General features: G+C 73.5%; 19 protein-coding genes. 9 read left to right on the top strand and 10 right to left on the bottom strand.

Features of this window, described 5'->3' with window-relative positions:
- Positions 1–186: 186 nt before the first annotated feature.
- On the bottom strand, positions 187–4,149 hold the full coding sequence (gene eccCa / locus ACFYPH_RS26890) for a type VII secretion protein EccCa (RefSeq protein ID WP_354855537.1): 3,963 nt from the start codon (positions 4,147–4,149) through the stop codon (positions 187–189).
- A gap of 166 nt (positions 4,150–4,315) precedes the next feature.
- On the opposite strand from eccCa, the gene eccD reads away from it, so the two are divergent.
- The gene (gene eccD, locus ACFYPH_RS26885) at positions 4,316–5,713 is read left to right on the top strand and encodes a type VII secretion integral membrane protein EccD (RefSeq protein ID WP_363940523.1); all 1,398 of its coding nucleotides are present in this window, start codon (positions 4,316–4,318) and stop codon (positions 5,711–5,713) included.
- A gap of 22 nt (positions 5,714–5,735) precedes the next feature.
- On the opposite strand, the gene ACFYPH_RS26880 is transcribed toward eccD, so the two are convergent.
- Positions 5,736–6,923 carry a type VII secretion protein EccE gene (locus tag ACFYPH_RS26880; protein WP_387185615.1) on the bottom strand — a complete coding sequence of 396 codons (1,188 nt, stop codon included), beginning with the start codon at positions 6,921–6,923 and terminating at the stop codon, positions 5,736–5,738.
- Between the two features lie 159 nt (positions 6,924–7,082).
- Between ACFYPH_RS26880 and eccB the strand changes: the two genes are divergently transcribed.
- The 8 genes from eccB (at position 7,083) to ACFYPH_RS26840 (ending at position 13,820) form a co-directional block, all read left to right on the top strand.
- Entirely contained in the window at positions 7,083–8,609 is a 1,527-nt protein-coding gene (gene eccB / locus ACFYPH_RS26875; RefSeq protein ID WP_355066660.1) for a type VII secretion protein EccB, read from the top strand.
- Between the two features lie 88 nt (positions 8,610–8,697).
- Positions 8,698–9,066, top strand: a complete 369-nt coding sequence (locus ACFYPH_RS26870) for a hypothetical protein (RefSeq protein WP_007454914.1) — start codon at positions 8,698–8,700, stop codon at positions 9,064–9,066.
- Entirely contained in the window at positions 9,059–10,348 is a 1,290-nt protein-coding gene (locus tag ACFYPH_RS26865) for a WXG100 family type VII secretion target (protein WP_354861915.1), read from the top strand. The genes ACFYPH_RS26870 and ACFYPH_RS26865 overlap by 8 nt, the downstream gene beginning before the upstream one ends.
- A 317-nt stretch (positions 10,349–10,665) precedes the next feature.
- The gene (locus ACFYPH_RS26860; protein ID WP_354861914.1) at positions 10,666–11,025 is read left to right on the top strand and encodes a hypothetical protein; all 360 of its coding nucleotides are present in this window, start codon (positions 10,666–10,668) and stop codon (positions 11,023–11,025) included.
- A gap of 271 nt (positions 11,026–11,296) precedes the next feature.
- Positions 11,297–12,094, top strand: coding sequence for a hypothetical protein (locus tag ACFYPH_RS26855; protein WP_354861912.1), 798 nt, complete (start codon positions 11,297–11,299; stop codon positions 12,092–12,094).
- Between the two features lie 76 nt (positions 12,095–12,170).
- Positions 12,171–12,509 (top strand): YkvA family protein, encoded by a 339-nt coding sequence (locus ACFYPH_RS26850; RefSeq protein WP_363937497.1) that lies wholly within the window; start codon positions 12,171–12,173, stop codon positions 12,507–12,509.
- A gap of 31 nt (positions 12,510–12,540) precedes the next feature.
- Positions 12,541–12,948 (top strand): TIGR03618 family F420-dependent PPOX class oxidoreductase, encoded by a 408-nt coding sequence (locus ACFYPH_RS26845; protein ID WP_363937499.1) that lies wholly within the window; start codon positions 12,541–12,543, stop codon positions 12,946–12,948.
- A gap of 227 nt (positions 12,949–13,175) precedes the next feature.
- Complete coding sequence (locus ACFYPH_RS26840) at positions 13,176–13,820, top strand: C39 family peptidase (RefSeq protein WP_363937502.1); 645 nt, start codon at positions 13,176–13,178, stop codon at positions 13,818–13,820.
- A gap of 10 nt (positions 13,821–13,830) precedes the next feature.
- Here the strand turns inward: ACFYPH_RS26840 and ACFYPH_RS26835 are convergent, their stop codons facing one another.
- The 8 genes from ACFYPH_RS26835 to ACFYPH_RS26800 form a co-directional block, all read right to left on the bottom strand.
- Positions 13,831–15,153 (bottom strand): FUSC family protein, encoded by a 1,323-nt coding sequence (locus tag ACFYPH_RS26835; protein WP_355134455.1) that lies wholly within the window; start codon positions 15,151–15,153, stop codon positions 13,831–13,833.
- Between the two features lie 66 nt (positions 15,154–15,219).
- The gene (locus ACFYPH_RS26830) at positions 15,220–16,389 is read right to left on the bottom strand and encodes a M20 family metallopeptidase (RefSeq protein ID WP_363937504.1); all 1,170 of its coding nucleotides are present in this window, start codon (positions 16,387–16,389) and stop codon (positions 15,220–15,222) included.
- Complete coding sequence (locus ACFYPH_RS26825) at positions 16,389–17,165, bottom strand: amino acid ABC transporter ATP-binding protein (RefSeq protein WP_355066663.1); 777 nt, start codon at positions 17,163–17,165, stop codon at positions 16,389–16,391. The genes ACFYPH_RS26830 and ACFYPH_RS26825 overlap by 1 nt, the downstream gene beginning before the upstream one ends.
- Positions 17,162–18,010, bottom strand: coding sequence for an amino acid ABC transporter permease (locus ACFYPH_RS26820; RefSeq protein ID WP_387185606.1), 849 nt, complete (start codon positions 18,008–18,010; stop codon positions 17,162–17,164). Before ACFYPH_RS26820 ends, ACFYPH_RS26825 begins: the two co-directional genes overlap by 4 nt.
- Positions 18,011–18,126: 116 nt before the next feature.
- Positions 18,127–19,074, bottom strand: a complete 948-nt coding sequence (locus tag ACFYPH_RS26815; RefSeq protein ID WP_355066665.1) for a transporter substrate-binding domain-containing protein — start codon at positions 19,072–19,074, stop codon at positions 18,127–18,129.
- Between the two features lie 90 nt (positions 19,075–19,164).
- Entirely contained in the window at positions 19,165–20,103 is a 939-nt protein-coding gene (locus ACFYPH_RS26810; RefSeq protein WP_355066666.1) for a MurR/RpiR family transcriptional regulator, read from the bottom strand.
- Positions 20,104–20,169: 66 nt separating this feature from the next.
- Positions 20,170–21,600, bottom strand: a complete 1,431-nt coding sequence (locus ACFYPH_RS26805; protein ID WP_354861896.1) for a pre-peptidase C-terminal domain-containing protein — start codon at positions 21,598–21,600, stop codon at positions 20,170–20,172.
- A 206-nt stretch (positions 21,601–21,806) separates the two neighbouring features.
- On the bottom strand, positions 21,807–23,060 hold the full coding sequence (locus ACFYPH_RS26800) for a cyanophycinase (protein WP_355066667.1): 1,254 nt from the start codon (positions 23,058–23,060) through the stop codon (positions 21,807–21,809).
- Between the last annotated feature and the right edge of the window lie 16 nt (positions 23,061–23,076).

The raw sequence follows: 23,076 nt of genomic DNA, 5'->3' as shown, positions 1-23,076 counted from the left end.
ACCTGAGACCGTAGCGGAATCTGTCCAGCCATCGCAGCCCTGACCGGCCGCGTTCCATGGATGGCGGTGAATCGCGTCGTTTGTGCGGCCCGTTCGGACGGGAATCCGACCCGAACGGCCCCGCGACCACGCATGGTCACCCGCCGATTCCGGACCGCCGGCTCAGCGAGCCCCGTGACGGCTCGGTCAGGCTGGCTCGGACCAGGCGGTCTGGATCAACTGCTGGCCGTCGCGTCGGCGGACGAGCGTGCCCCGGCCGGGTGGCTGCGGGCTCGGACGCAGCGTGCCGAAGACGGTGCCCTCCTCCCGGTTGCCGGACATCAGCAGGCCGGGCGAGTCCAGCTCGCGGAGCCGTTGCAGCACGGGCTCGTAGAGCGCCCGGGACACCCCGCCGACCCGACGCGTGACGATCAGGTGCAGACCGATGTCACGGGCCTGCGGCAGCAGCTCGTGCAGGGCACTCAGCGGGTTGCTGCCACCGGAGGCCACCAGGTCGTAGTCGTCCACCAGGATGTAGAGGTCCGGGCCCTTCCACCAGCTGCGGTCCCGCAGTTGGGCGGTGGTCACGTCCGGGCCGGGCAGCCGGTTGGACAGCGCGCTGCGGATCGAGCCGAGCCCCTGCGCGAACGCCTGGTTGGACGGCGCGTAGTCGAGCAGGTGATCGCCCTCCACCGCGCCGAGCAGCCCACGCCGGTAGTCGGCGATCACCAGCCGCGCCTGGGCCGGCGTGTACCGCTCGGTGATGCCCCGGGCGATCAGCCGCAGCAGGTTGGTCTTGCCGCACTCGGCGTCGCCGAAGACGGTCAGGTGCGGCTCGTTGGCCAGGTCCAGGTAGACCGGCGCGAGCGCCGACTCGTTGACGCCGATCGGCAGACCGGGGGCCGACCGGTCGATGATCCGGGCCAGCTCGGACACCGGCAGCCGGCGCGGCAGCAGCCGCACCTTCGGCGCCGGACGCCCCGGCCAGTTCGCCGCCACGTGCCCGGCGAGCGCGACCGACGCCTCGCTCAGATCCTCGATGTCGCGCCGACCGTCGATCCGCGAGATCGCGGTGAGGAAGTGCAGCTTGTCCCGGGTCAGGCCGCGACCGGGCGACTTCTCCGGCACGTTCATCGCCGAGCGCCTGTCGATCTCGGACTCCGCCGCGTCGCCCAGGCGCAACTCCAGCTTGGTGCCGAGCAGATCGCGCATGTTGATCCGGATCTCCGCCCAGCGCACCGCAGTGAGCACCACGTGCACCCCGAAGCCGAGACCCCGGTTGGCGAGCGTCGTGATGGTCTGCTCCAGCTCCTCGTAATCCTGGCGCAGGGTGTTCCAGCCGTCCACCACCAGGAACACGTCGCCGAACGGGTCGTCGGCGAACTCGCCGGCCGCCCGGCGACGGCGGTAGCTCGCCACCGAGTCGATGCCGTACTGGGCGAAGCGCATCTCCCGCTCGTCCAGCACCGCGACCACCTCGGCCACCGTGCGCCGCACCGCCTCGACGTCGCGCCGGCCGGCCACCCCGGCCATGTGCGGCAGGCGCTCCAGGCTGCGCAGCGCGCCACCGCCGAAGTCCAGGCAGAAGAACTGCACCTCGCGCGGCGTGTGGGTGAGCGCCAGCGAGGCCAGCAGCGACCGCAGCATGGTGCTCTTGCCGCTGAGCGAACCGCCGACGATGACGACGTTGCCGCCCGCTCCGGCCAGCTCGACCATCATCGGGTCGCGGCGCTGCTCGTACGGGCGGTCCACCACGCCCACCGGCACGGTGAGGCGACCCCGGCCCGGCCAGGACGCCGTGCACAACCCGTAGGTCGGGTCGACGGCCAGCGGACCGAGCAGCTCGCCCAGGCCCGGCGGTTCCGCCAGCGGCGGCAGCCACACCTGGTGCGCGGGGCGGCCCCGACCCTTGAGCTGGTCGATCAGGACGTCCAGCATCGCGACGGCCTTGCCGTCGGCCGGCTGCTCCGGCTCCGGCATGGCGTCCACCGACACCTGCGTGGCCTGCGCCGGAATGAAGCTGACGCCGTACGGCACGATCCGGCGCTGCACCAGGGCCTGCGACGCGGAGGCCTGCTGGCCGGGCGCCCGGTACGGCCCCGAGACGTACGCGGCCCGGAACCGCAGCATGGTGCTGGTGTCCGTCTTGAGGTAGCCGTGCCCGGGCGCGTTCGGCAGCTCGTAGGCGTCCGGCACGCCGAGCACGATCCGGCTCTCCACCGCCGAGAAGGTCCGCAGACCGATCCGGTACGACAGGTGGGTGTCCAGACCGCGCAGCTTGCCCTCCTCCAGGCGCTGCGAGGCCAGCAACAGGTGCACACCGAGCGACCGACCCAGCCGGCCGATCATCACGAACAGGTCGATGAAGTCCGGCTTCGCCGCCAGCAACTCGCTGAACTCGTCACAAATGATCAACAAGCTCGGCATCGGCGCCAACGGCTCACCGGCCGCCCGGGCCTTCTCGTACTCGAACCGGGACACGTAGTTGCCCGCCGCGCGCAGCAGCTCCTGCCGGCGCACCATCTCACCGGCCAGCGCGTCGCGCATCCGGTCGACCAACGGCAGCTCGTCGGCCAGGTTGGTGATCACCGCGCTGGTGTGCGGCAACGCCTCCAACGAGGCGAACGTGGCGCCGCCCTTGAAGTCCACCAGGACGAAGTTCAGCTCCTCCGACGAGTGGGTCACCGCCAGGGCGGCCACCACCGTACGGAGCAGCTCGCTCTTGCCCGAGCCGGTCGCGCCGATGACCAGGCCGTGTGGGCCCATACCCTCGTGCGCCGACTCCTTGAAGTCGAGTTCGACGACGTTGCCGTCCGGGCCGACGCCGAGCGGGATGCGCAGCCGGTCCCGGTGACCGCGCGGCCGCCAGGTCTGGTGCACGTCCACGGCGGCGGCGTCACCGACGCCGAGCAGGTCGGGCAGCTCCGTGCTGCGGGCCAGCGGCTCCTCGTTGCTGGTCTGCTGCTGCGACAGCCGGTACGGCGCGATCTGCCGGGCCAGCCCCTCGGCGGCCTCGGCGGTGAGCCGGTCGGGTCGTCCGAGCCGCGACGACGAGCTGCCCCGGATCAGGTCGAGGGTGGTGCCGTCGCCCACGTCCAGGCAGAGCAGCCAGCGGCCGACGTCGCGCGGCACCGTCCCGGAGAGGTCGATCAGAGTGACGCCGAGCAGCCCCTGGCCCACCAGCTGGCAGGTCGGGGAGATCTCGCCACCGTCGACCACCACGACCACGTGTGGCGCGGTGGTCAGCGGCTTGGCCTCGGCGGCGAACCGGGGTCGCCCGGCCAGCTCGGCCGCGAGAGACGCCTCGGCCTCGGCCAGGCTGGCGAAGACCAGCCGGCGCGCGCCGGCCGCGTCCGTCCGGCCGCTGTGGTGGGCGTGGGGAAGCCACTTCACCCAGTTCCAGGCCAACTGCCGGTCGGGCGCGGCGACCACGGCGACGACCAGGTCGTCCGGGGCGTGGAACGTCGCCAGTTGGCCCAGGGCCGCCCGGGTCAGATCGAGCACGGGCTCCCGGTCGCCGCGCAGCACCACCCGGCTGAACGCGCGCACCGACAGCGCGGTCGGCAGGCCGGGCACAGTGGAGTGTGCGCGGACGAACCGACGCAGCGCGATGGCGCTCATCGGCTCCAGGTCCTCGACCGGCTTGGTCTCCGGGGGGACGATTTCCACGGCCAGCCGCTGCGGGCCGAGCGCGATCCTGGTCTCACCGAAGTCGGGCTCGGTGATCCGCCGCTCCCACAGCCGGCGGGACGCCGCGATCGACCAGAGCGCGTCGGGCTCCGGGTGCCGCCAGTTCATCGCGTCCCGCTGCTGGGCCGCCGCCCGCCGGGTGCGCTTGCGCATCTGTGCCAGGTAACGCATGTAGTCGCGGCGGTCCGCGTTCAGCTCGGCCTTGTCGTTGCCACCGTTGCTGAGCGAGCCGATGGCCATGCCGAGCATCGAGACGCCGAACAGGCCACCCGCGACGTACGTCATCATGCCGCCGCCCCGGCCGGCGTAGAGGAACGCCATCGCACCGACACCGCAGACCATCGGCAGGATCATGAGCAGCTGCCCCATCCCGCGGGGCGTCGGCTCGGGCAGCTCGGGCGGGGACTCCAGCAGCACCTCACCGCGCGGCAAGGCCGGCCCCGGCTGGCGCGGAGGTCGGCGGAACACGACCGTGCTCACGGCTGTCTCCTCCCCAGAAGCGGCCCTGCTGTCGTGCCGGCGCGGCCCGAAGCCCGCGGGTGGGCACTGTACGTGCCCGTCATCGTAGGTAATCTCCCGTGGGCGCGGTGCACCCGCACCGCGGGACCCCGGCCCGCCGATCGTAGATGGACACCAGGAGGCCACTGTGGCGACGAAGACGGCGACCGGTGGTCTGAGCCGGATCACCATTGTGGCCCCCCGTACCCGGATTGATCTGGCCCTGCCGTCGGACGTGCCGATGGCGGACCTTCTGCCCACCCTGCTGCGCTACGCCGGGGAGGACCTGGCCGACGACGGGGTGCGGCACGGCGGCTGGGCGCTGTCCCGCCTGGGTGGCGCACCTCTGGAGGGTGGTCGTACCGCCGCGCAGCTCGGTGTCCGCGACGGCGAGGTGTTGTACTTCAAGCCCCGGTCCGCCTCCGCGCCGGAGGTCGTATTCGACGACGTGGTGGACGCGGTCGCCACCGCGACCACCCGGCGGCCGGGCTCCTGGCAGGTCGGGGCGACCCGATCGTTCGCGGTGCTGTTCGCCGCCGCGGCGTTCGGCGGCGGCGCCCTGGCCGCCCTGTTCACCGGCCCTCCCCACCTGCCCGGCACGCTGGCCGCCCTGCTGGTCGCGGTGGCGCTGCTGGTCGGCGCGGCGGTGCTCGCCCGGGCCGCGGGTGACAGCGGGACGGGCTCGGTGCTGGCGATGGTCGGGCTGGTGCACGCGGGCACCGGTGGCCTGCTGCTGCTCGCCGGTGACCGGAAGCTGACCGAGCTGGCCAGTCCGCACGTCCTGCTCGCGGCCACCGCCGTGGTGGTCGCCGGGGCGGTGGCCGTGCTGGCCGTCGGTGACCGGTACCCCCTCTTCTTCGCCGCGATCGGGGTGGGCGCGGGGACGGGTCTGGGCGCGCTGCTCTGCCTGGCCCTCCGCATCGACGCCGCGGCCGGGGCCGCGGTGGTGGCGGCGGTGGCGTTCGGCGTGGTGCCGGCGCTGCCGATGGTGGCCTACCGGCTGGCCCGGCTGCCGGTGCCGTCGATCCCGACCGGCCCGGACGACCTGAAGACCGACAGCGAGTCGGTCGACGGGCGGCAGGTGCTCGAGCGGAGCGACCGGGCCGACCAGTTCCTCACCGGTCTGCTGTGGATGGTCTCGCTGCTGGTGCTCGGCGCGCAGCTCGTGCTGGCCCTGGACGGCCGCCTGCCGGCGGTGCTGCTCTGCCTGGTGCTGGCCCTGCTGTCGTTGCTGCGGGCGCGTCCGCTCCTGGGTCGGGCCCAGCGCGTTCCGGTGCTGCTCGCCGGCACCGTCGGACTGGGCCTGGCCGCCGCGGCGACCTTCGCCGGTGGATCGCTTCCGGTCCGGCTCGGCCTGATCCTCGGTGGCCTGCTGGTGGCTGCCGTGGTCAGCCTGATCTACGGCCTGACCGTCGCCGGCAAGCGCATCTCGCCGGTGTGGGGCCGGTTGCTCGACATCGTCGAGATCATGCTGATCATCGCGCTGGTGCCGCTCGCCGTCTGGGTCTGCGGCCTGTACGGCTGGATCGTCAACCTGCGGCCCTGACCGGGGAGGCTCCAGCGCGCCGTCAGCGGGGTTGCCGACGACCGGCGCCGCCCAGCGCTGACGCGACCGGCGCGCTGGCGTAGACGCCCGGGCCGTGCTGCCCGTCCATCGGCCGGGCGGGCGTGCCGGCGCGGTGCGCGACGTCCCGGACGACCTTGACCAGCGCCTCGACGTGGTTGTCCATGGCCGCGACCCGGAGCAGCGGTGCCGCCATGCGCCCGTCGGGCGACACCGCCGCGGCCACCGTGTGCGAGGGGGCCGACGTGGCGGTGATCGCGTCCACCAGCGGGCTCAGCGGCGCGTCCGGGCGGCCCCGCAGGGTCAGGCAGCGGTGCGTCCAGCCGCCGCCGCGCAGCCCCCGCCAGCTCTCCGTCGGCGGCTCCGGCACCAGGTCCAGCCCGGCGGCCGACACCACGGCGGCGCGCAGCTCGTCGCGACCCAGCGGCCGGTGGGCCAACCCGGCTGCCGTCAGCGCCTTGCCCAACCGGCCGATTCCGGCGGCCAGCGTCCGGTGGACGCCGGGCAGCCCGCCGCCCCGGCTCACCGTCTCGACCCGCGCGTCGTGGACCGTGAGCCGCAGCGCCACCCAGACGGTCCGGTGCGCCGCCGGCGGCGCACCGGGGGCCGGATACCAGACCAGGGTGTGCGCGACCACCTGGGCCCTGGACACCGGGGCCGAGAAGTCGGCGAGCACCCGCAACGCGCGGTCCACGGTCGCCGCGTCCACCGAACCGACCGCGGCGCCGGTGACCGGTTGCAGCGCGACCGCGGCGAACCAGCCCTGCTCGTCCTGCCCGATGCCGAGCCGGGTGCCCCGGTCGGTCAACTCGATGACGCCCAGCTCGGGTGCGAGCGCGGCCAGCCGGGGGTCCACGGCGGTCCCGCCGGCCAGCGCGGCCGCCGCCCGTTCGCGGCGGTGGCGGAGCCGGCGACGCAGCAGCAGGTCGTCGAACCACCAGCGACCGCCACGGCGGGCGAACGCGGCCACCACGACAGCGACCGCCAGGGCGGCGACCGTGGCGAGCAGCCAGCTCGGCCCGGCCGTCGCGGCCCAGACGGCGAGGGCACACACCTCGAGTACGACGAGCTGGCCGACCAGCACCGGACCGATGCGACCCCGACCCGGCCGATCGGCCGCCGGGGTGGCCCGTACCGGGACGTCGGACGGCCTCGCGACCGCATCCGCGGGTGGCGCCTGAACCTGCGTCATCGCTGACTGTCCCTCCTGGACGGTACGACTCTGCGCCGGGTCGGCCCGGCACCGATCCGGCGGCGGCCCCGAGGACCCGCCGTCGGCCCCTTATCGTAGGGAAGCCCGCGACGGCACCCCGAGGACATCGTCGCGGATCCACCCCGCCGGAGGTAAGTCATGCGGACCCGCCGCGATCAAGTGCAGGCGTACCGCTTCGTCACCCGTCGGATCGTCTCCGCGCTCGTGTCGGGCGATCCGGAGACGACCAACCTGCCGATGCGACGGCTCGGCATGGCGGTCTTCGGCAGTGTGATCGCCGCGGCGGTGGTGCTCGGCGGCGTGGGCGCGTACGGCCAGTTGACCGGGAACACCGCGCCACTGGAGGAGAACAGCCTGGTCATCGAGCGGGAGACCGGCGCGACGTACGTGTTCGCCGAGGGACAGCTGCATCCGACGCTCAACTACGCCTCCGCACGGCTGATCCTCAACGAGCCCGACCCCACGGTGCGCACCATGTCGCAGGCGGCGCTGCGCGACCGTCCACGGGGGCACACCGTCGGCATCGTCGGCGCGCCCGACGCGTTGCCGGACCGCAAGTCGTTGACCGGCCTGCCGTGGTCCGTCTGCGACGTGCCCGACGCGGCCGACCCGCGCCACTCCACCACCCGCGTCGTGATCGACCGCGCGCTGCCCGGCGGTGCGCCGCTCGGCGACCGGGCGGTCCTGGTCACCGTCGACGGTCAGCGGCACCTGCTCACCGGCAACTCCCGGCTCGAGGTACGCGGCGGTGACCAGGCGGTCGCGGCGCTGCGGATGACCGGCACGGCACCGCTGCCGGTCGGGCAGCAGCTGCTCAACGCCGTGCCGGCCGGGCCGCCGCTGCGCAAGCCGTCGCTGCCCGGAATGGGCGACCGCAGCGGGCTGAGCGTCGCCGGCCGGCCCGCCACCATCGGTCAGGTCTTCCAGGCGGCGGGGCAGCACTACGTGCTCGCGCGGGAGGGTCTCGTCTCGATCAGTGAGATCACCGCCCTGCTGCTCATCAGTGGCGGCGGTCAGATCACCGACATCACGCCGGACCAGGCCGGTCGGCTGTTGACCGAGCAGCGGGTGGACGCGGACGGAATGCCCCGGACGCTGCCCACCCTGTACCAGGCCCGGGCCGGGCAGACGCTGCTCTGCGCGACGTACCGGGCCGGCAGCGCCGGTGGTCCCCCGACCACCACGCTGGAGGTCTTCGACCGGGCTCCGGCGGAGTTGACGGCGGACGAGCCCGGCTCGGTGCCGGTGCGCCAGACCAACCGGGACGCGGTGCGCACGGCCGAGTCGGTGCTGCTGCCCGGCGGCAAGGGCGTACTGGCCCAGGCCGCGCCCGGCGCCGGCACCAGCGGGTCCGGTGCCGCTGGCGCGACGGTCTACCTGATCAGCCCGCAGGGTGTCCGGTACCCGCTCGGTTCCGCCGAGACGCTGGGGGCGCTCGGCTACGAAGGGGTCACCCCGCTGGCGGTGCCCGGCTCGCTGCTCGCGTTGATCCCGACCGGGCCCACCCTGGACCGGGATGACGCGCTCGTGCAGTTCGCACCCGGTGACGCGCCGGCGTCCGCGTCCGTGCCGCAGCCCACGTCGTCCACTACGGCCACGAGCGCCCCGGCGAGCGGCGGCACGGGCGGTGGGCTGCCCGGGGCATCGACCGGCGCCGACGGCTGAGCCGTTCGGACGGGTCGCCCCGGGTCGCGGCAGTGGACTAACCTGGGTTCGCTGACGGTTGTCAACCAGAACGACGGGGATGTTTGCCATGACCGGGCGTACGGAAGTGGACCTGCTGTCCCTTGAGGACTTCCACAAGCACCTGGCGTCGCGGCTGAGTCAGGCCGAGTCGGTGCTGCGCAAGCTCAACACCGAGATGCAGTGCAGTCCACCGGCGTTGGGTTCGTTCACCGACGCCACCCAGAATTCGCGCCGCTACAGCGAGGTCCACCAGTCGTACGTGGATCAGGCCGAGCGGCTCCGGCAGGCGGTGCAGGCGGCGCAGCAGGCGACCAGCACCATCCTGGCCAACTACCGCACCGCCGAGGCGCGTAACGCGGCCAACGCCACCGACATCACGGCTGCGCTGACCGGTGTCGACCGGGCGTTGCAGCCGAAGGGGGACGGCAGTGTCTGAGTACACCCAGCGCTACCAGGGCAAGAGCCACCGCGAGCTGTACGACGCGGTGATGGCCGGCAAGCCGGAGCAGATCGAGGGGATCGCCGCCCAGTGGGCCGCCCTCAAGGGCATCCTGGACGGCCTCGGCCGGGAGCTGAGCGGCGACCTGGAGAAGCTCGGCAACACCTGGACTGGCCCGGCGGGTCGGGAGTTCCAGCGCCGGCTGACGCTGATCGTCGATCACTCCGACGCGCTGGGCGAGGGCATGGCCGGCATCAAGCAGGGCCTCACCATGATGGCTAGCCAGCTGCGCACCGCGCACAAGCAGGCCGAGAGCCCGGAAGAGACCGACGACAACGACCAGGCCATCTCGGGCGCGCTCAAGGGTGCCGCCTTCGGCCTGCCCGGTGCCGTGGTCGGGGGCATCATGGGCCACCAGCAGGACAAGGAAGAGCAGGAGAAGGCCCACCAGCGGATGGTGAACGTGGTTGCCGAGCTGGCCGCCGGCTACGACCTCTCCGCCTACGACCGGGTGGTCGACCCGCCCCACCCCCACCCGGAGACGCCGAAGACGACCAATCAGGACCGGCCGACGCCGCGCAGCGGCCCGGCCACCACGACGCCGTCGGCCGCTCCGACCGCCACCGGCCTGACCGCGCACACCGGCGGCGCGACAGTCGCGACGCCCGACGGGGTGGCACCTCCGCCGGCCGGCGGGGGCGGTTCCGTCCCCGGCCAGGACGGTGGCACCTCGGTCGTCGCCATCGGGCCGGAGGGCACCGGTAGCGACCCCGAGGGCAGCACCACCTCCCTCGCCAGCGCGGACCCGCTGCTCGGCGGGGCTCTGCTCACCGGCGGGGCGGCCGGGCTGGCCGGGCTGGCCGGGCCGACCACCACCGTGGCTGCCAGCGCCTCGGGCGGGCCGAGCCTGCTCTTCGGGGCACCGGGCGGGGCGCCGGCCGGTGGGGTGCTGCGCACCTCCGCGCTCGCCGGGTCGAGCAGCACGCCCACCACGGCGGCCCGGCCGACCGGCGGCGCTGCCGCCGCCGAGAGCCGGTCCGCCAGTGGCGTCGGGCGGAGCATCGACGGCCGCCGCGGTGAGTCCGGTCGGTCGGCCGCGGGTGGGCGCCAGGGTCTGACGGGCAACGGCCGGGGCGCCAACCGCCCGGGGGTGCTCGGCGGGCACGGTCGCCCCGAGGACGACGAGTCCGACGAGCGGCTGACCTGGCTGACCGAGGACGAGATGGTGTGGCAGGACGGCGGGGACGCCGCGCCGCCGGTGCTCGGCACCTCCGGCTGACCCGCCGACGGCACCCGGCGCCGCACGAGATACCCGAGTGACCCCTGCCGCCTGCTGCGGCGGGGGTCACCGTGGTTCGGCCCTCGGCCCTCGGCCCCCGGCCCCCGGCCCCCGGCCACCGGGGCCCGGGCCCCGGCCCTCGGCCCCCGGCCCCCGGCCCCCGGCCACCGGGGCCCGGGCCCCGGCCCTCGGCCCTCGCACCCGGATACGGTGCGGCCGCAGGTCAGCACCGTCCACAGTGGCGACGGTGGTGGCGGTCACTCCCATTCGCCCGCTGTCGTGCTGCGCCATGCCGGGTCGGGCGATAGGTTGGTCGGGTGTCGTCCGCAGCCCTGGTCCGCCCAGCCCGGTGGGCCGTGCTGTGGTCACTGCGGGAGCTGACCCGGCTGGCGGTCACCGCGCTGGTGCTCGCGGTCGGCCTCGGCGGCGCGCTCGCCGCCACCCCGCCGTCCGCTCAGGCGCAGCTGCGGCCCAGCGCCGTGAGCAGCCGGGTGGACGCCGTTCAGCCGGAGGCCGTCGCGGCCACCGAGCGGACGAGCCAGCCGGCCGCGCCCCGGCCGAGCAGCGACGCCATCGTCGCCGCGCCGACCGGCCCGGTCCTCGCGGGCGCGGAGCACACGTCGGCCGTTGAGCCCGGCCGCGGTACCCCGCCCCGACGCGGCCCTCCCACCAGCTGATCTCAGGCCGTCAGGCCACCCGACGCTCCCCGTGACTTGGCTCCGGGTCGTGCGTCCGGGTGCCCGGGTCGCCGCCACCGGCGCTACCCGCAGCCAGACCCGATCCGGCTCGCGAGATCCCGCCCAGCGGGGATCGGCCCGAGCCTCGGGCGGCCATCCGCAGCTCACCCCGACCACTCGGAGCCCGGCGCGTCGACACCAGTCGAGCGACCGGCCCGGTGCCGTCAGGACCCATCCGTCGATACCGTCGTTCGACCGCGAGGTGCTGATCATGCAGACCGTCCTCTCCGCCGTCCTGCCCGACGTGCCCCGGGCCGCCGCCATCTGGCTGAGCCTGCTCGGGGTGGTGGTGGTCGCCGTCGCCGCGCTCCTGCTGCGACCCGGCCGGCTCCGCCTCGACCCGGCCGCCCGGATCCGCAACGCCGCCATGCCCAGCCAGCTCGAACAGGCGCTCCAGGAGCGGGAGCAGAGCCGCTACGCGCAGGAGGTCGCGGTGGCCGCCGAGCGCGCCACCACCACCGCCCAGCGGCGACGGGCGGAGTGGGTGGCCGCGCAGGAGACCGTCGAAGCCGCCTGGCAGGCGCTGGAGGCGGCCGAGGCCGGCGTACGACGGCTCGGCGCAGCGGCCGCGATGCCGCTGCCGCAGACCGCCCGGACCCCCGCCGAGTACGCCGACCGCGAGCGCTACCTGCACCGGGCCGCGCTGGACGCGTACTGGCGGCGGGAGCTGTCGGTGGAGCAGCTCAGCGACGTCTTCGCGCACCGCGACGGCTGGGACCCGCGGCTGCACCCCGTCGATCAGGAACTCGTGCTGCAGCGGGCGATCCGCGACAATCTGGCCGCCCGGCACGTCGCGGCCCAGGAGCGGGAGCAGGCGGCCTGGCGGGCCGCGGAGCTGGCCGTGGCGGCGGCTCGTAGCCTTCGCGAGGAGGCCCACGCGGCGACCGGGCGGCGGGTGGCGGAGTCGGCGTCGGTGCTGCCGCTCAGCGAGGTCCTCCGGCCGCCGACCGAGCAGACCCGGGAGAACGCGGTGGTCGCCCGCGGTCGGGCGGCGGTCCCGGCGTTCTGACCCGGTGGCCCGGCGGTTCCGGTTTCGCGACCCGGCGAACCGGGCCGGGCCGGCGCTGGTGGGTTAGCGTGACGGCATGTCCCGACAGGCGTGGGTCCTCGTGGTGATCGCCGGCATCCTGGCGATCGCCACACTGGTCGGCGCGGTGGTGCTGGCGGTACGGGTGGTGCGCACGAGGCGGCTGCTGACCGGGCTCGGCGCGGGCGGCAAGATCGCCTTCTACGGGGCGCTGATCTACACGATCTTTCCGGTGGACATCCTCCCGGACCCGATCTACCTGGACGACATGGGTGTTCTGGCCGGCGCGCTGATCTATCTCACGCGGCTCGTGCACAAGCGCCGGGCTGCCGGCCTTCGCCTGCCCGGGCGGCCGGACGCGCCGCCGGATCCGGACCGCGCCCGCTCCGTACGATGATCGAGGTTGGCGCACAGGACGGGGGACGGACGTGGCGGGCGATCATCGGCTGGACATCCGCGACGACCGGGTGGCCGCCTTCTGCGCGGAACGGCACCTGGCGACACTGACCACCCTGCGCGCCGACGGCACCCCGCACGTGGTGCCCGTCGGGGTCACTCTCGATCCGGCGGCCGGGCTGGCCCGGGTGATCACCTCGGGTACGTCCCGCAAGGCTCGCCAGGTGGCCGCCGCCAGCGCCGACGGCACTCCGGTGGCGGTCTGCCATGTGGACGGCCGCCGCTGGTTGACGATCGAGGGCCGGGCGGTGCTCCGGTCGGACCGAGCCGCCGTCGCGGAGGCGGAGCGCCGCTACGCCGAGCGGTATCGGACCCCGCGCCCGAATCCGGAGCGCGTGGTCATCGAGATCACCGTGACCGGGCTGCTCGGGAGCCTCTGAGCCGCACCGGCCCGCTGTCCGCTTCACGCCGCCATGCCCGCTTCGGGCCCTCCCACGGCCGCACGTGGTCTCCCGGAATCTCGCACCGGCGACAGCCGTTGCACCTGGTCACGACGCCCCCGGCGGCAGCCGGCGACGGAATGTCGGCCGAAGCAGGGCCGTTACGTCCCCGGTACGCACGGCCGAGACCGCCACGGAGGCGGCTACCCCCGAACGGAGACTCGACCATGAACCCGATCGTGCAGAAGAGCGGCCTGTCCGTCGTCGGCCTGCTGGTCGCCGGCGGTTGCGCCCTCGGCCCTGCGGTCGCCGCGCAGGCAGCGCCCGCGCAGGGCGCCCCGCCCTCGTCGAGCCAGACCAGCCGGAGCGCGGAGCGCATTCTCGACGTCGACTACCAGGCCCAGCCGAACTTCTTCTACTGCGGCCCGGCCGCGACCCGGATTGCGCTCTCCGCGCAGGGCAAGGCGCTGTCCCAGGACGAGGTGGCCAAGCGGCTCGGCACCACCGAGGCGGGCACACCGTCGGCCCTGGACACCACCCGCGTGCTCAACGAGCTGACCGGCGGTCGCTACCGGACCACCGAGATCCGTGACTCGGTGGCCCGCCCCGACCAGGTCGAGCAGCTGCGCCGGGACGTCCTGGCCGCGATCGACGCCGGCCGACCGGTGGTGGCCAACATCAAGGGCACGACCGTGGACACCGACGGCAACCCGCACTCGTACGAGGGCGGCCACTACCTGACGCTCGTCGGCTACCGCGACGGCGGGGACAGCATCCGCGTCGCCGACCCGGCCGACCCGGCGCTCGGCGAGTACTGGATGAGCCTGCCGAAGGTCGCCAACTGGATCGCCGAGCGCGGCTACTCCTCCTGACCCTGACGGTTCACCGGGCCGGTCTCTTCCTCGCGGAGAGGCCGGCCCTGTCGTCGCGTCTGCGGGAGGCGTGGTGCGCTCGCCGACGCGCCCGGGTGGCCCGAGTCGGCCGGGCGCGGTGCAGATGGTGTCGGGTCGGCGGGGAGATGGCCGCCTCGCCGGCACCGGCCGCCTTGCGCACGATCCGGTTGGCGTCGTCGGGCTCGCACCCCGCCGCCCGGAGCAGGTCGCTGGCCGCGGTGCGCAGGCCGGTGACGAGGGCGTCGCCGAACGACCTGACCCCGGTCGCGGCTGCCCGTCCGGCCAGCTCGGCACACTCCTCGACCAGCTTCCGGGTGCACCGCGGGGTCTCGCCGACCCGGCACTCCGTCCGCATCTCCGCCACCGCCTGTCCCAGCCGGGCGATCGCGTCCGGCAGCTCCGCCGGAATCGGCTCGTCGTACTGCAGGGCGGTCGTCGACCAGCGGGCCAGCGCGTGGCTGTCCAGCAGCAGCCGCTCCAGGTGCGACGCGCTGCGGGCGTACCGGTGGAACTGTTGACGGCGGTGCCAGCGTGCCGGCGCGATGGTGACCACCTCCTCCGCCCCACTCAGCGAGTCGTTCAGGCGCCCCACGTCGCCCTCGGTGCCGCGAAGCCGCTCCAGAACACCCTGCGTTCGGTCGACGTCGCGCTGCCGTACCGCCTCCGCCAGCTCGGCGAGTTGCTCGCGCAGGACCGCGAAGATCGGCGTGGCGGCGCGGTCGAGCACCCGTATCGGGTTGATGGGCAGGAGCAGCGCGACCACCAGGAGGCCGACCGCGCCGCCGACGAGCGCGTCGAAGATCCGGGGCAGCTCCAGGCCACGTTGCATCGGGGCCAGCGTGGCGATCAGTACGGCGGTACCGCCAGCCTGGCCGACCAACGGCCCGCCCTTACCGGCCACCAGGAGGGCGCTGGCGACGGCCAGGGCGACGACCACGCCGGTCTGCCACGGCCCGGATCCGACGATGAAGCGCAGCGCGTCACCGATGACGATGCCCAGGCCGACGCCGAACAGCAGCTCGAAGGTTCGTCGGGCCCGCTGGCCGATGGCGGTGGCGATCGTACCGACGGCGGCAGCCGGGGCGAAGACGTGCGCTCCGGGGCCGAGGAAGTGCTGGGCGATCAGGGCGGCGAGCGCGGCGGCCAGCCCGGCCTGGATCGAGATGACCAGGGTGACCTCCCACTGCCGGGCCCGGATCCGGCTGGCCTGCCCGCTGCGGTGTCGCACCCGCTCGACCGCCTGGCCGCTCCGCTCGGCGGCCTCGCCGAGCGGTGACCGGTCCCGGTCGGCTGGTGGGCGGTCGTCGGCCATGGCGGCGGTTACCCCGGGGACGTCCGGCCAATCGTGCCCCTCCGCCCCACCGGCACCAGCCGTACGTCAGCCACCGCCGTCCCGGCTGACCTGGTCGATCAGGCCGGCCAGCAGGGCGGTACGGGGTACGACGGAGTCCAGGTCCAGCCACTCCGACGGGCTGTGGTCCGCGCCGCCGACCGGGCCGAGTCCGTCCAGTACCGCCGCGCCCGCCTCGGCCAGCAGGTTCGCGTCGGCGCACCCGCCGGTCGCGGTGTGGGACACCGGTACGCCCAGCCCCGCCCCCACCTTCGCGGCCAGTTCGGTGAGTCGACGATCGACAGGGTTCGGCTCCCAGGGTGGGGTGGGCGCGTGGACGGCCACCTCGGCCCGGACTCCGGAGACGGTCGGCACGGCCACCAGCCGGCGGATCTCGGCCAGCGCCGCCTCGTACTCGCCGGTGCGCCAGGCGCGCAGGTCGACGAGCATCCGGGCCTGATCGGCGACCACGTTCGGCCGGTTCCCGGCGTGCAGGTGCCCGACGTTCACCGTCACACCCGGCCAGCGGCCGTTGAGCGCGTCCAGCGCGACGGTCAACCGAGCCGCGGCGAGCAGGGCGTTGGCGCCGCGTTCCGGTTCGATACCGGCGTGCGCCGCGCGACCCCGCAGGGTGACCTCCAGGTCCGCCACGCCCTTGCGGGCGGAGACCAGGTCGCCGTTGTCGCGGGCGCACTCGAGGCAGAGCGCGACGTCGACCTCCGACCCGAGGCGGCGCAGCAGGGCCCGGCTGCCGGGCGAGCCGATCTCCTCGTCGGGGGTGCAGACCAGGATCAGCTCCCCGTACTCGGCCAGCCCCAACCGGGCCAGCACCTCCATCGCGGCCAGGCCGGCGAGCACACCGCCCTTGTCGTCGCACACCCCGGGGCCGTACGCCCGCCCGTCCTGAACCCGGAACGGACGGGCGGCTGCCGTGCCCGGCGGGAACACCGTGTCCAGGTGGCCGGCGAGCAGGATGCGGCGGGTGCCGCGTCCGCGCCGGCGGGCGATCAGCACGTCGCCCAGCGGCGTGCCGGCCGGGTCGGCGACAGGCTCCCGCTCCACCGCCAGGCCGGCGGCCAGGCACCAGGTCTGCACGAGATCGGCCGCCGCGCGCAGTCCGTCGAGCTGTCCGGAACCGGAGTCGATGCCGACCAGCTCGGCCAACCGCTCGTGGTACGCGGTAAGCCGGTCGCCGGCGGCGGTGAGCAGCGGATCCATCACAGCACCTTGTCGAGAAAGGCGCGGGTGCGCTCGTGCCGGGGGTTGCCGAGCACGTCCGCCGGTGGGCCGGCCTCGACGACCACCCCGCCGTCCAGGAAGGCCACCGAGTCGGCCACCTCGCGGGCGAAGCCCATCTCGTGGGTCACCACGATCATCGTCATCCCTTCGGCGGCGAGGCCCTTCATCACGTCCAACACGTCACCCACCAGCTCCGGGTCGAGCGCCGAGGTGGGCTCGTCGAAGAGCATCAACTTCGGGTGCATGGCCAGCGCGCGGGCGATCGCCACCCGCTGCTGCTGCCCGCCGGACAGTTGCCCGGGGTAGGCGTTCGCCTTCTCCGCCAGCCCTACCCGTTCGAGCAGCCGCAGCGCTTCGTCGCGGGCCGCCTCCCGGGCGGTGCCGAGCACCCGGACCGGCGCCTCGATCACGTTGCCCAGGGCGGTCAGGTGTGGGAAGAGGTTGAACCGCTGGAACACCATGCCGATGTCCCGGCGACGTCGGGCCACCTCGCGGGCCTTCAACTCGTAGAGCTTGTCGCCGCTGCGCCGGTAGCCGACCAGCTCGCCGTCGACCCAGAGCTGGCCGCCGTCGATCCGTTCCAGGTGGTTGATGCAGCGCAGGAACGTCGACTTGCCCGAGCCGGAGGGGCCGAGCAGGCAGGCCACCTCGCCGGGCGCCACAGCGAGGTCGATGCCCCTGAGCACCTCGATGGGGCCGTAGCGTTTGGTGACCGACTCGGCCCGGACCATGGGGACCCGTTCGGCGACGGTCATCGCACTCCTCCTCGACTAAAGCCGCGCCCGAATCGCCGTTCGATCGCCCACTGCCCGGCGGAGAGCAGACTCACCAGCGCCAGGTACCAGATCGCGGCGACGACCAGCAGCGGGATCACCTTGTAGTTGCCCTGGTAGACGGTCTGCACGGCGGTCATCAGGTCCCGCCCGGCGATGATCGAGACCAGGGCGGTGGACTTGAGCATGGTGATCGTCTCGTTGCCCATCGGCGGGATGATCACCCGCATCGCCTGGGGCAGCACCACCCGGCGCAGGGTGAGCGCCGGGCTCATGCCGAGCGCCGCGGCGGCCTCGGTCTGGCCGCCGTCGACGGCGAGGATGCCGCCCCGGATGACCTCGGCGGCGTACGCCATCTCGTTGAGCGACAGGGCCAGGACGGCGGCGACCGTGCCGGTGACCACCACGCTGGTGGGCTGGTCGAACACGGTGCCGGTGAACGGCAGGCTCAGCGTCAGCCGGGGAAAGAGCGCGCCGAGGAAGCCGAAGAAGATGATCTGCACGAGCAGCGGCGTGCCCCGGAAGACCCAGATAAAGGCCCAGGAGACCGCCCTCAGCACGGGGTTGGGCGACAGCCGCATGACCGCCAGCAGGACGCCGCCGACGGTGCCGAGCACCATCGCCAGCAGGGTCAGCCAGAGCGTGGTGACCACGCCGTCGAGGATGTAGTCCTTGAACAGGTACTCGCCGATGGTGGCGGGTTCGAGGTTGGGGCTGTCCAGCAGCGCCCGGAGGAACAGGGCCGCCAGTCCGACCACGAGCAGCGCGGTCAGCCACCGACCGTAGTGCCGCACGGGGACCACCCGTACGGTCTCGGTGTCGTTCATGTGCAGTGCCTCCTGCGGAAAGCGGTGCGGCGGTCGCCGGGCGCCTTTCGGACCCGCCCTCACGGTGTGGAAAGGGCGCCCGGCGACCGCGGTTCAGGGGGTCGCCTACCGCGGGGTCAGTCGATGGCCTGGTCGATGGTGGCCTGCTTGACGGCGATCGGGGTCTGCTTCCACTGGCCGAGAATCTTGGCGTAGGTGCCGTCGTCGATCAGTGACTGCACGGCGGCCCGGTACGCCTCGGCGACGTCCTTCTTGCTCTTGAGGAAGCCGAAGCCGTTCGGGCTGGCCAGCCAGCCGTTGGGGGCGGACGGGTCGTCCACCAGGTCGGCCTTGCCGGCCAGCGTGCCGGCGGTGTCCACCAGGTTGACCTTGGTGGCGGCGACGACCTCGACGTTGCCGGCGATCAGGGCCTGCACGGCCTGCGGGTTCTCCGGGTACTCCTTGACCTCGACAGCCCTGCCGGCGCAGCTCTCCTTGGAGTACGCGGCCAGGTTCTTGGCCTGGTTGCTGGCCTTCTGCACGGCGACCTTGCGCCCGCAGAGGTCCGCGACGGTCTTGACGCCGAGCGGGTTGCCGGTCTTGACGAGGAAGCCGGTGCCGGAGGCGGAGTAGTCGACGAAGGTGGCGACCTGCTGGCGCTCCTTCTTGTCGGTGATGCCACCGGCGATGGCGTCGTACTTGCCGGCCTGGAGGCCGGGCACCAGCCCGTCGAAGGGCTGCTGGGTGAAGGTGGCCTTGATGCCCAGCCGGGCGGAGGCGGCGAGGAAGAGGTCGTAGTCCAGACCCTTGAACTCGTCGGTCCGCCCCTCCTGCTTGAAGTCGATGAACGGTTCGTAGGGGGCGTTGGTGGCGACCGTGACCGTGCCCCGCCCGCGCAGGTCGGCGGGGACCTTCTTGGCGAGGTTGGCGTCGGTGCTGATGGGGCCGACGCCCTCGACGGTGACCGTGACGGTGGGGGCCTCGCCGCCGGAGCCGGCAGCGGTGGAGGAGGTGCCGCCGCAGCCGGCGGTGACGGCGAGAAGGGCCGTGGCCGTGGTGGCCAGGGCGAGCTGACGGATGCGCATGGGGTGTCCTTCCGGGTGCCAGACGTACCAGCACCCGGACTGTAACGCACATTACTATTTCTGTGGTGTTACAGTTTTCTGTAACGGCGGTCAGCCGATGTGGAACTCCTGCTGCGCCTGTTCCATCGCCTTCAGTCGGGTGCCCGCGACCGGCCCGAGCCGGTCGATCACCGCCGCCACCACCGTCTCCACCAGGGCCAGCGCCGGAACGAAGCTGTCGTACAGCGAGGGCGACTCCACCCGGCCGGGCAGCACCACCTCGGCCAGACCGGCCACCGGGGACAGCCACCGGTCGGTGAACAGCACCACCCGGGCACCGCGCCCGGTCACCTCGCGGGCCAGTGCCAGCGTCGGCTCCTCGTACCGCCGGAAGTCGAAGAGCACGACCAGGTCACGCCGGCCCACGTCGACAAGCATGTCGGTGCGCTCGACCGGGCTGGCCGGGAGCAGCCGGCTCCCCCCGCGTACCTGCATGAGGTGCAGCACCAGATAGTGGGCGAGCAGCCCGGAGAACCGGCCGCCGGCCGCCGTGACCCGCAGCTGCTGGTCGGCGAGGAGCCGGGCCGCCGCGTCCAGCTCACCCTGCGGCAGCTCGACGAGCGTGCGGGCGACCGCCTCGGGCAGCCGCGCCGCCGCGCGGGACAGCGCCCCCGCCGGCGGTTCGCCCGTTCGTTCCGCCGCCCGGTACGCGGTCAGCGGCGAGACCTCGCGCTCGGTCAGCTCGTCGCGCAGCGCGCGCTGGAACTCCGGGTAGCCACCGAAGCCGAGACGGCTGAGGAAGCGCAGCACGGTCGGCGCGCTCACCTCGGCGCGCTCGGCCAGGGCGGCCACCGTGCCGAGCCCGGCCGCCGGATAGGCGGCGAGCAGGGCCCGCGCCACCCGCCGCTCGGCCGGGCTGCACTCACCGAGGCGCTGCCGGATGAGGGCGGCCACCCCGACGGCCGCCGGCTCGACGCCGTCGGGATCAGAACCGCTGGGGTACGCCACCGGCCGGGCGCCCGGCTGGTCGGCGTGATCGGAGGTCGACACGCGCTGAGCCTAGCCGTGGCCCGAGGCGGCGCGGACGCGCCGAACGCGCCCGCGCCGCAGCGGTGATCAGGACTTCGTGACGGTGCAGCTGTAGTCGGCGCTGCCCGATCCCGAGTACGCCTCCAGCTCGACGTAGTAGGTCGCCGAGCCGGACGCGGTACGGGTGGTGGACGCCGACTCGCCGGTGCCGGCGCCGTCGTTGACCGACCTGGTGAGCGTGCTTCCGGTGGAGCTGAGCAGGTAGAGATCGGCGTCGTACGCGGTGGGCACCGCGCAGTTCACGGACAGCGTCTGCCCGCTGGCGAGGCTGACCGTGAAGTAGTCCCGGTCCGTGCCGCTCTTCATGTCCCCCGTGATGGTCAGCGGGTAGCTGCGGCCGGTCACGTCGTTGGCCGCGGCGCGGGAGTCGTTAGCCTCGACCTCGGCATAGCTGGACCCGCCGGTGGGCGGCGGCGTGGAGCAGTCGGTGACCGGCGTACCGCTGTAGAGGCTGCCGCTGGGGACGCCACTGGTGACGCTCTTGAGGTAGTAGCCGCAGGTCGGCCGGTTGCCGAAGTGGTAGCTCTGACCGCTGGTCAGCTTCCAGATCTTGAAGTTGGAGTAGGTCAGGGGTTGGCCCGAGCTGGCCACCTCCGGCTGGTGGTCGCCGAGCACGACGTACGCGCTCGGCCCGCTGAGGGTGGCCAGGCCGAAGCGGTCGATGAAGAGCGAGGCGCCCTCCTCGACGCCCACTCCCCACGCCTTGCCACCGCTGGTCCGGCCATCCTTGATGGACCGCGCCACGAACGCCATGAGCCGGCCCATCCGGTCCCGGGTGACGAAGTGCGAGTCGTTGATGGTGTCGGCGTAGTTCGGCCAGCGGAACATCCCGGTCGTGAACGTCATCGACGCGTCGTACGGATCGTCGAGGGCGATGGCCGAGGTGGCGCTGCCGCCGCAGGCGTCGTACACGATGTCGCTGTTGACGTGGTGCCCGGCGCTGCCGCCGCCGACCCCGCCGCCCTTGGCCACCACCGACTCGACGGACGCCTCCAGCGCGGTGCCCTTCCACGCCACGTACCGACACTGGTCGCCGCCGGCGAAGTAGACGAACTCGGCGTTGCGGATGTCGGTGTTGACCTGGCTGTTGTTGCCGTCGCTGGCGGCGGTGAGGGTGAGCGTGGTGCAGGAGTTGACGCCGCTCAGCCCGGTGATCACGTCACACTCCGGGGTGCCGGTGCCCGATCCGGCGACGACGGCCACGTCGATCGAGCCGGAGCCGCCGCGAATCGCGGCGATCGCCTGGTTCATCGTCGCGGCCACGATGCCGCCCGAGCCGTTCATGGTGTACGCCGGGCCGGACCAGCTGGCCCGGCTGACGTCCGTCGAGCTGCCCTGCCGGACCCGGGTGACCTGGGCGTACGCGGCGGTCACCCCGATCGGTGCCACGGTCAGCAGGGTGGTCGTGGTGACGAGCACCGCGAGCCGCTTGCGGATGGGGTTACGGGAAGGGGACATGGGCACCTCCGAGGGGCCACGAATCGATGAAACAGAAGTTACATCCATCACGTTCGTTGCTCAATAAGTAACCCCTGTTACATCTCGTCGCAGCGCGCGGCGACGTGGCCCGGCCGGCACCACCGGGACGAGCGGTATGACTCCCCGCCATATTTATGACGCAGAGTCATACCGCTCCTGGTGAAACGTGCCAGGTGGGCCGATCGTCAGACCGGACGGATGCCGATCACCGCGTCCACGAACGACGTCGTCGAGCCGACCCGGTACCCGGCGAAGCCACGGCCCCGGGTCACCTCGGCGGCGAACTGCGGGTCCTTCTCGTACGACGTGCCCGACGTCGACGCACAACCGGCCTGGTCGACCAGTCCCTCGGCGAGACCGACAAGTGCGTAGTCGTAGAAGACGTCGTCCGAGGCCGGGACGGTGCACGCGCCGGCGGTCGGGGTCACCCGCTGCTTGCCCGGCGAAATCACCGGTTGCCAGCGGCCGGACCGGTAGCGGTCACCGGAGGTGAGCCGGCTCCACCGGACCCCCTCGATGCCCCACACGGCCGACTCGGTGACGCGGGCGCGGCGCAGGTCGAGCACGCTCACGCCGCGCGTGCCGAGGACGCGCAGCGACTGCCGCGGCGTGCCGACCCCGGTCACCTCCAGTGCCGTGTCCTCGTCCAGGCCGAAGACCCGCTGGTGCCGGGTGTCCGCCGCCAGCCGGATCGACCGGGCCTCCCGGCCCCGCCGCGAGAAGTGCGTGTCCAGCAGGCCGTCGGTGAAGAATCCGAAACCACCCTTGGGCAGGTACGCCAGCACGCCGGCGTCCTCGAAGTAGCCGGGCCGGGCACCGTCGCGCAGACCGGGCTCGGTGGAGCCACCGGTGATCATGTCGCGGCCGGCCATGATCTGCGCGCCCGCGCTCGTGCCGGCGACCACCGCGCCGGCGCGGAGCTTGCGCCGCACCGCCGCCAGGGCCGGCGTGTCCCGCTGGGCCTTCCCCCGGGTCATCGTGGTGACATAGCGGTACTGGTCGCCGCCGCCGAAGAAGAAGCCGGTCATCGAGTCGATCTGCCGGACCACGGCCGGGTCCTCGGCGGCGCCCGACCGGTCCAGGTCGATCGGGATCCACTGCGCGTCGGCCACGCCGTAGCTCCGGAACAGCGTGGCGTAGTAGTCGCCGTTGCAGACACTGTTGTTGCAGTCCGGGGTGGCCGCGTCCGGATCCTCTGCCGGCACCGGAGCGGCCGCGGTGAAGATGCCGATGCGGGCCTTGCCGACGCCGCCGGCCAGCCGGACGATGTCGCCGTAGACGGCAGCGTTGTCGTCGGCGAGCCCGCCGCCGACAAGGACCAGACTGCCGCCACCGGAGTGGGACGGATGGGCCGAGGCTGGTGCCGCGGCCAGCGGGACGCTCATCGCGACCGCCGTGCACACGCCGAGCCCGAGGGCCAGCAGGCGGTTCAGGGGCATGACTGCTCCTCACAGG

The sequence above is a fragment of the Micromonospora sp. NPDC005252 genome (genome assembly GCF_042872475.1).
GTDB lineage: Bacteria > Actinomycetota > Actinomycetes > Mycobacteriales > Micromonosporaceae > Micromonospora.
Note: the sequence above shows the minus strand (reverse complement) of the source record. Positions and strands in the feature narration are given on the sequence as shown.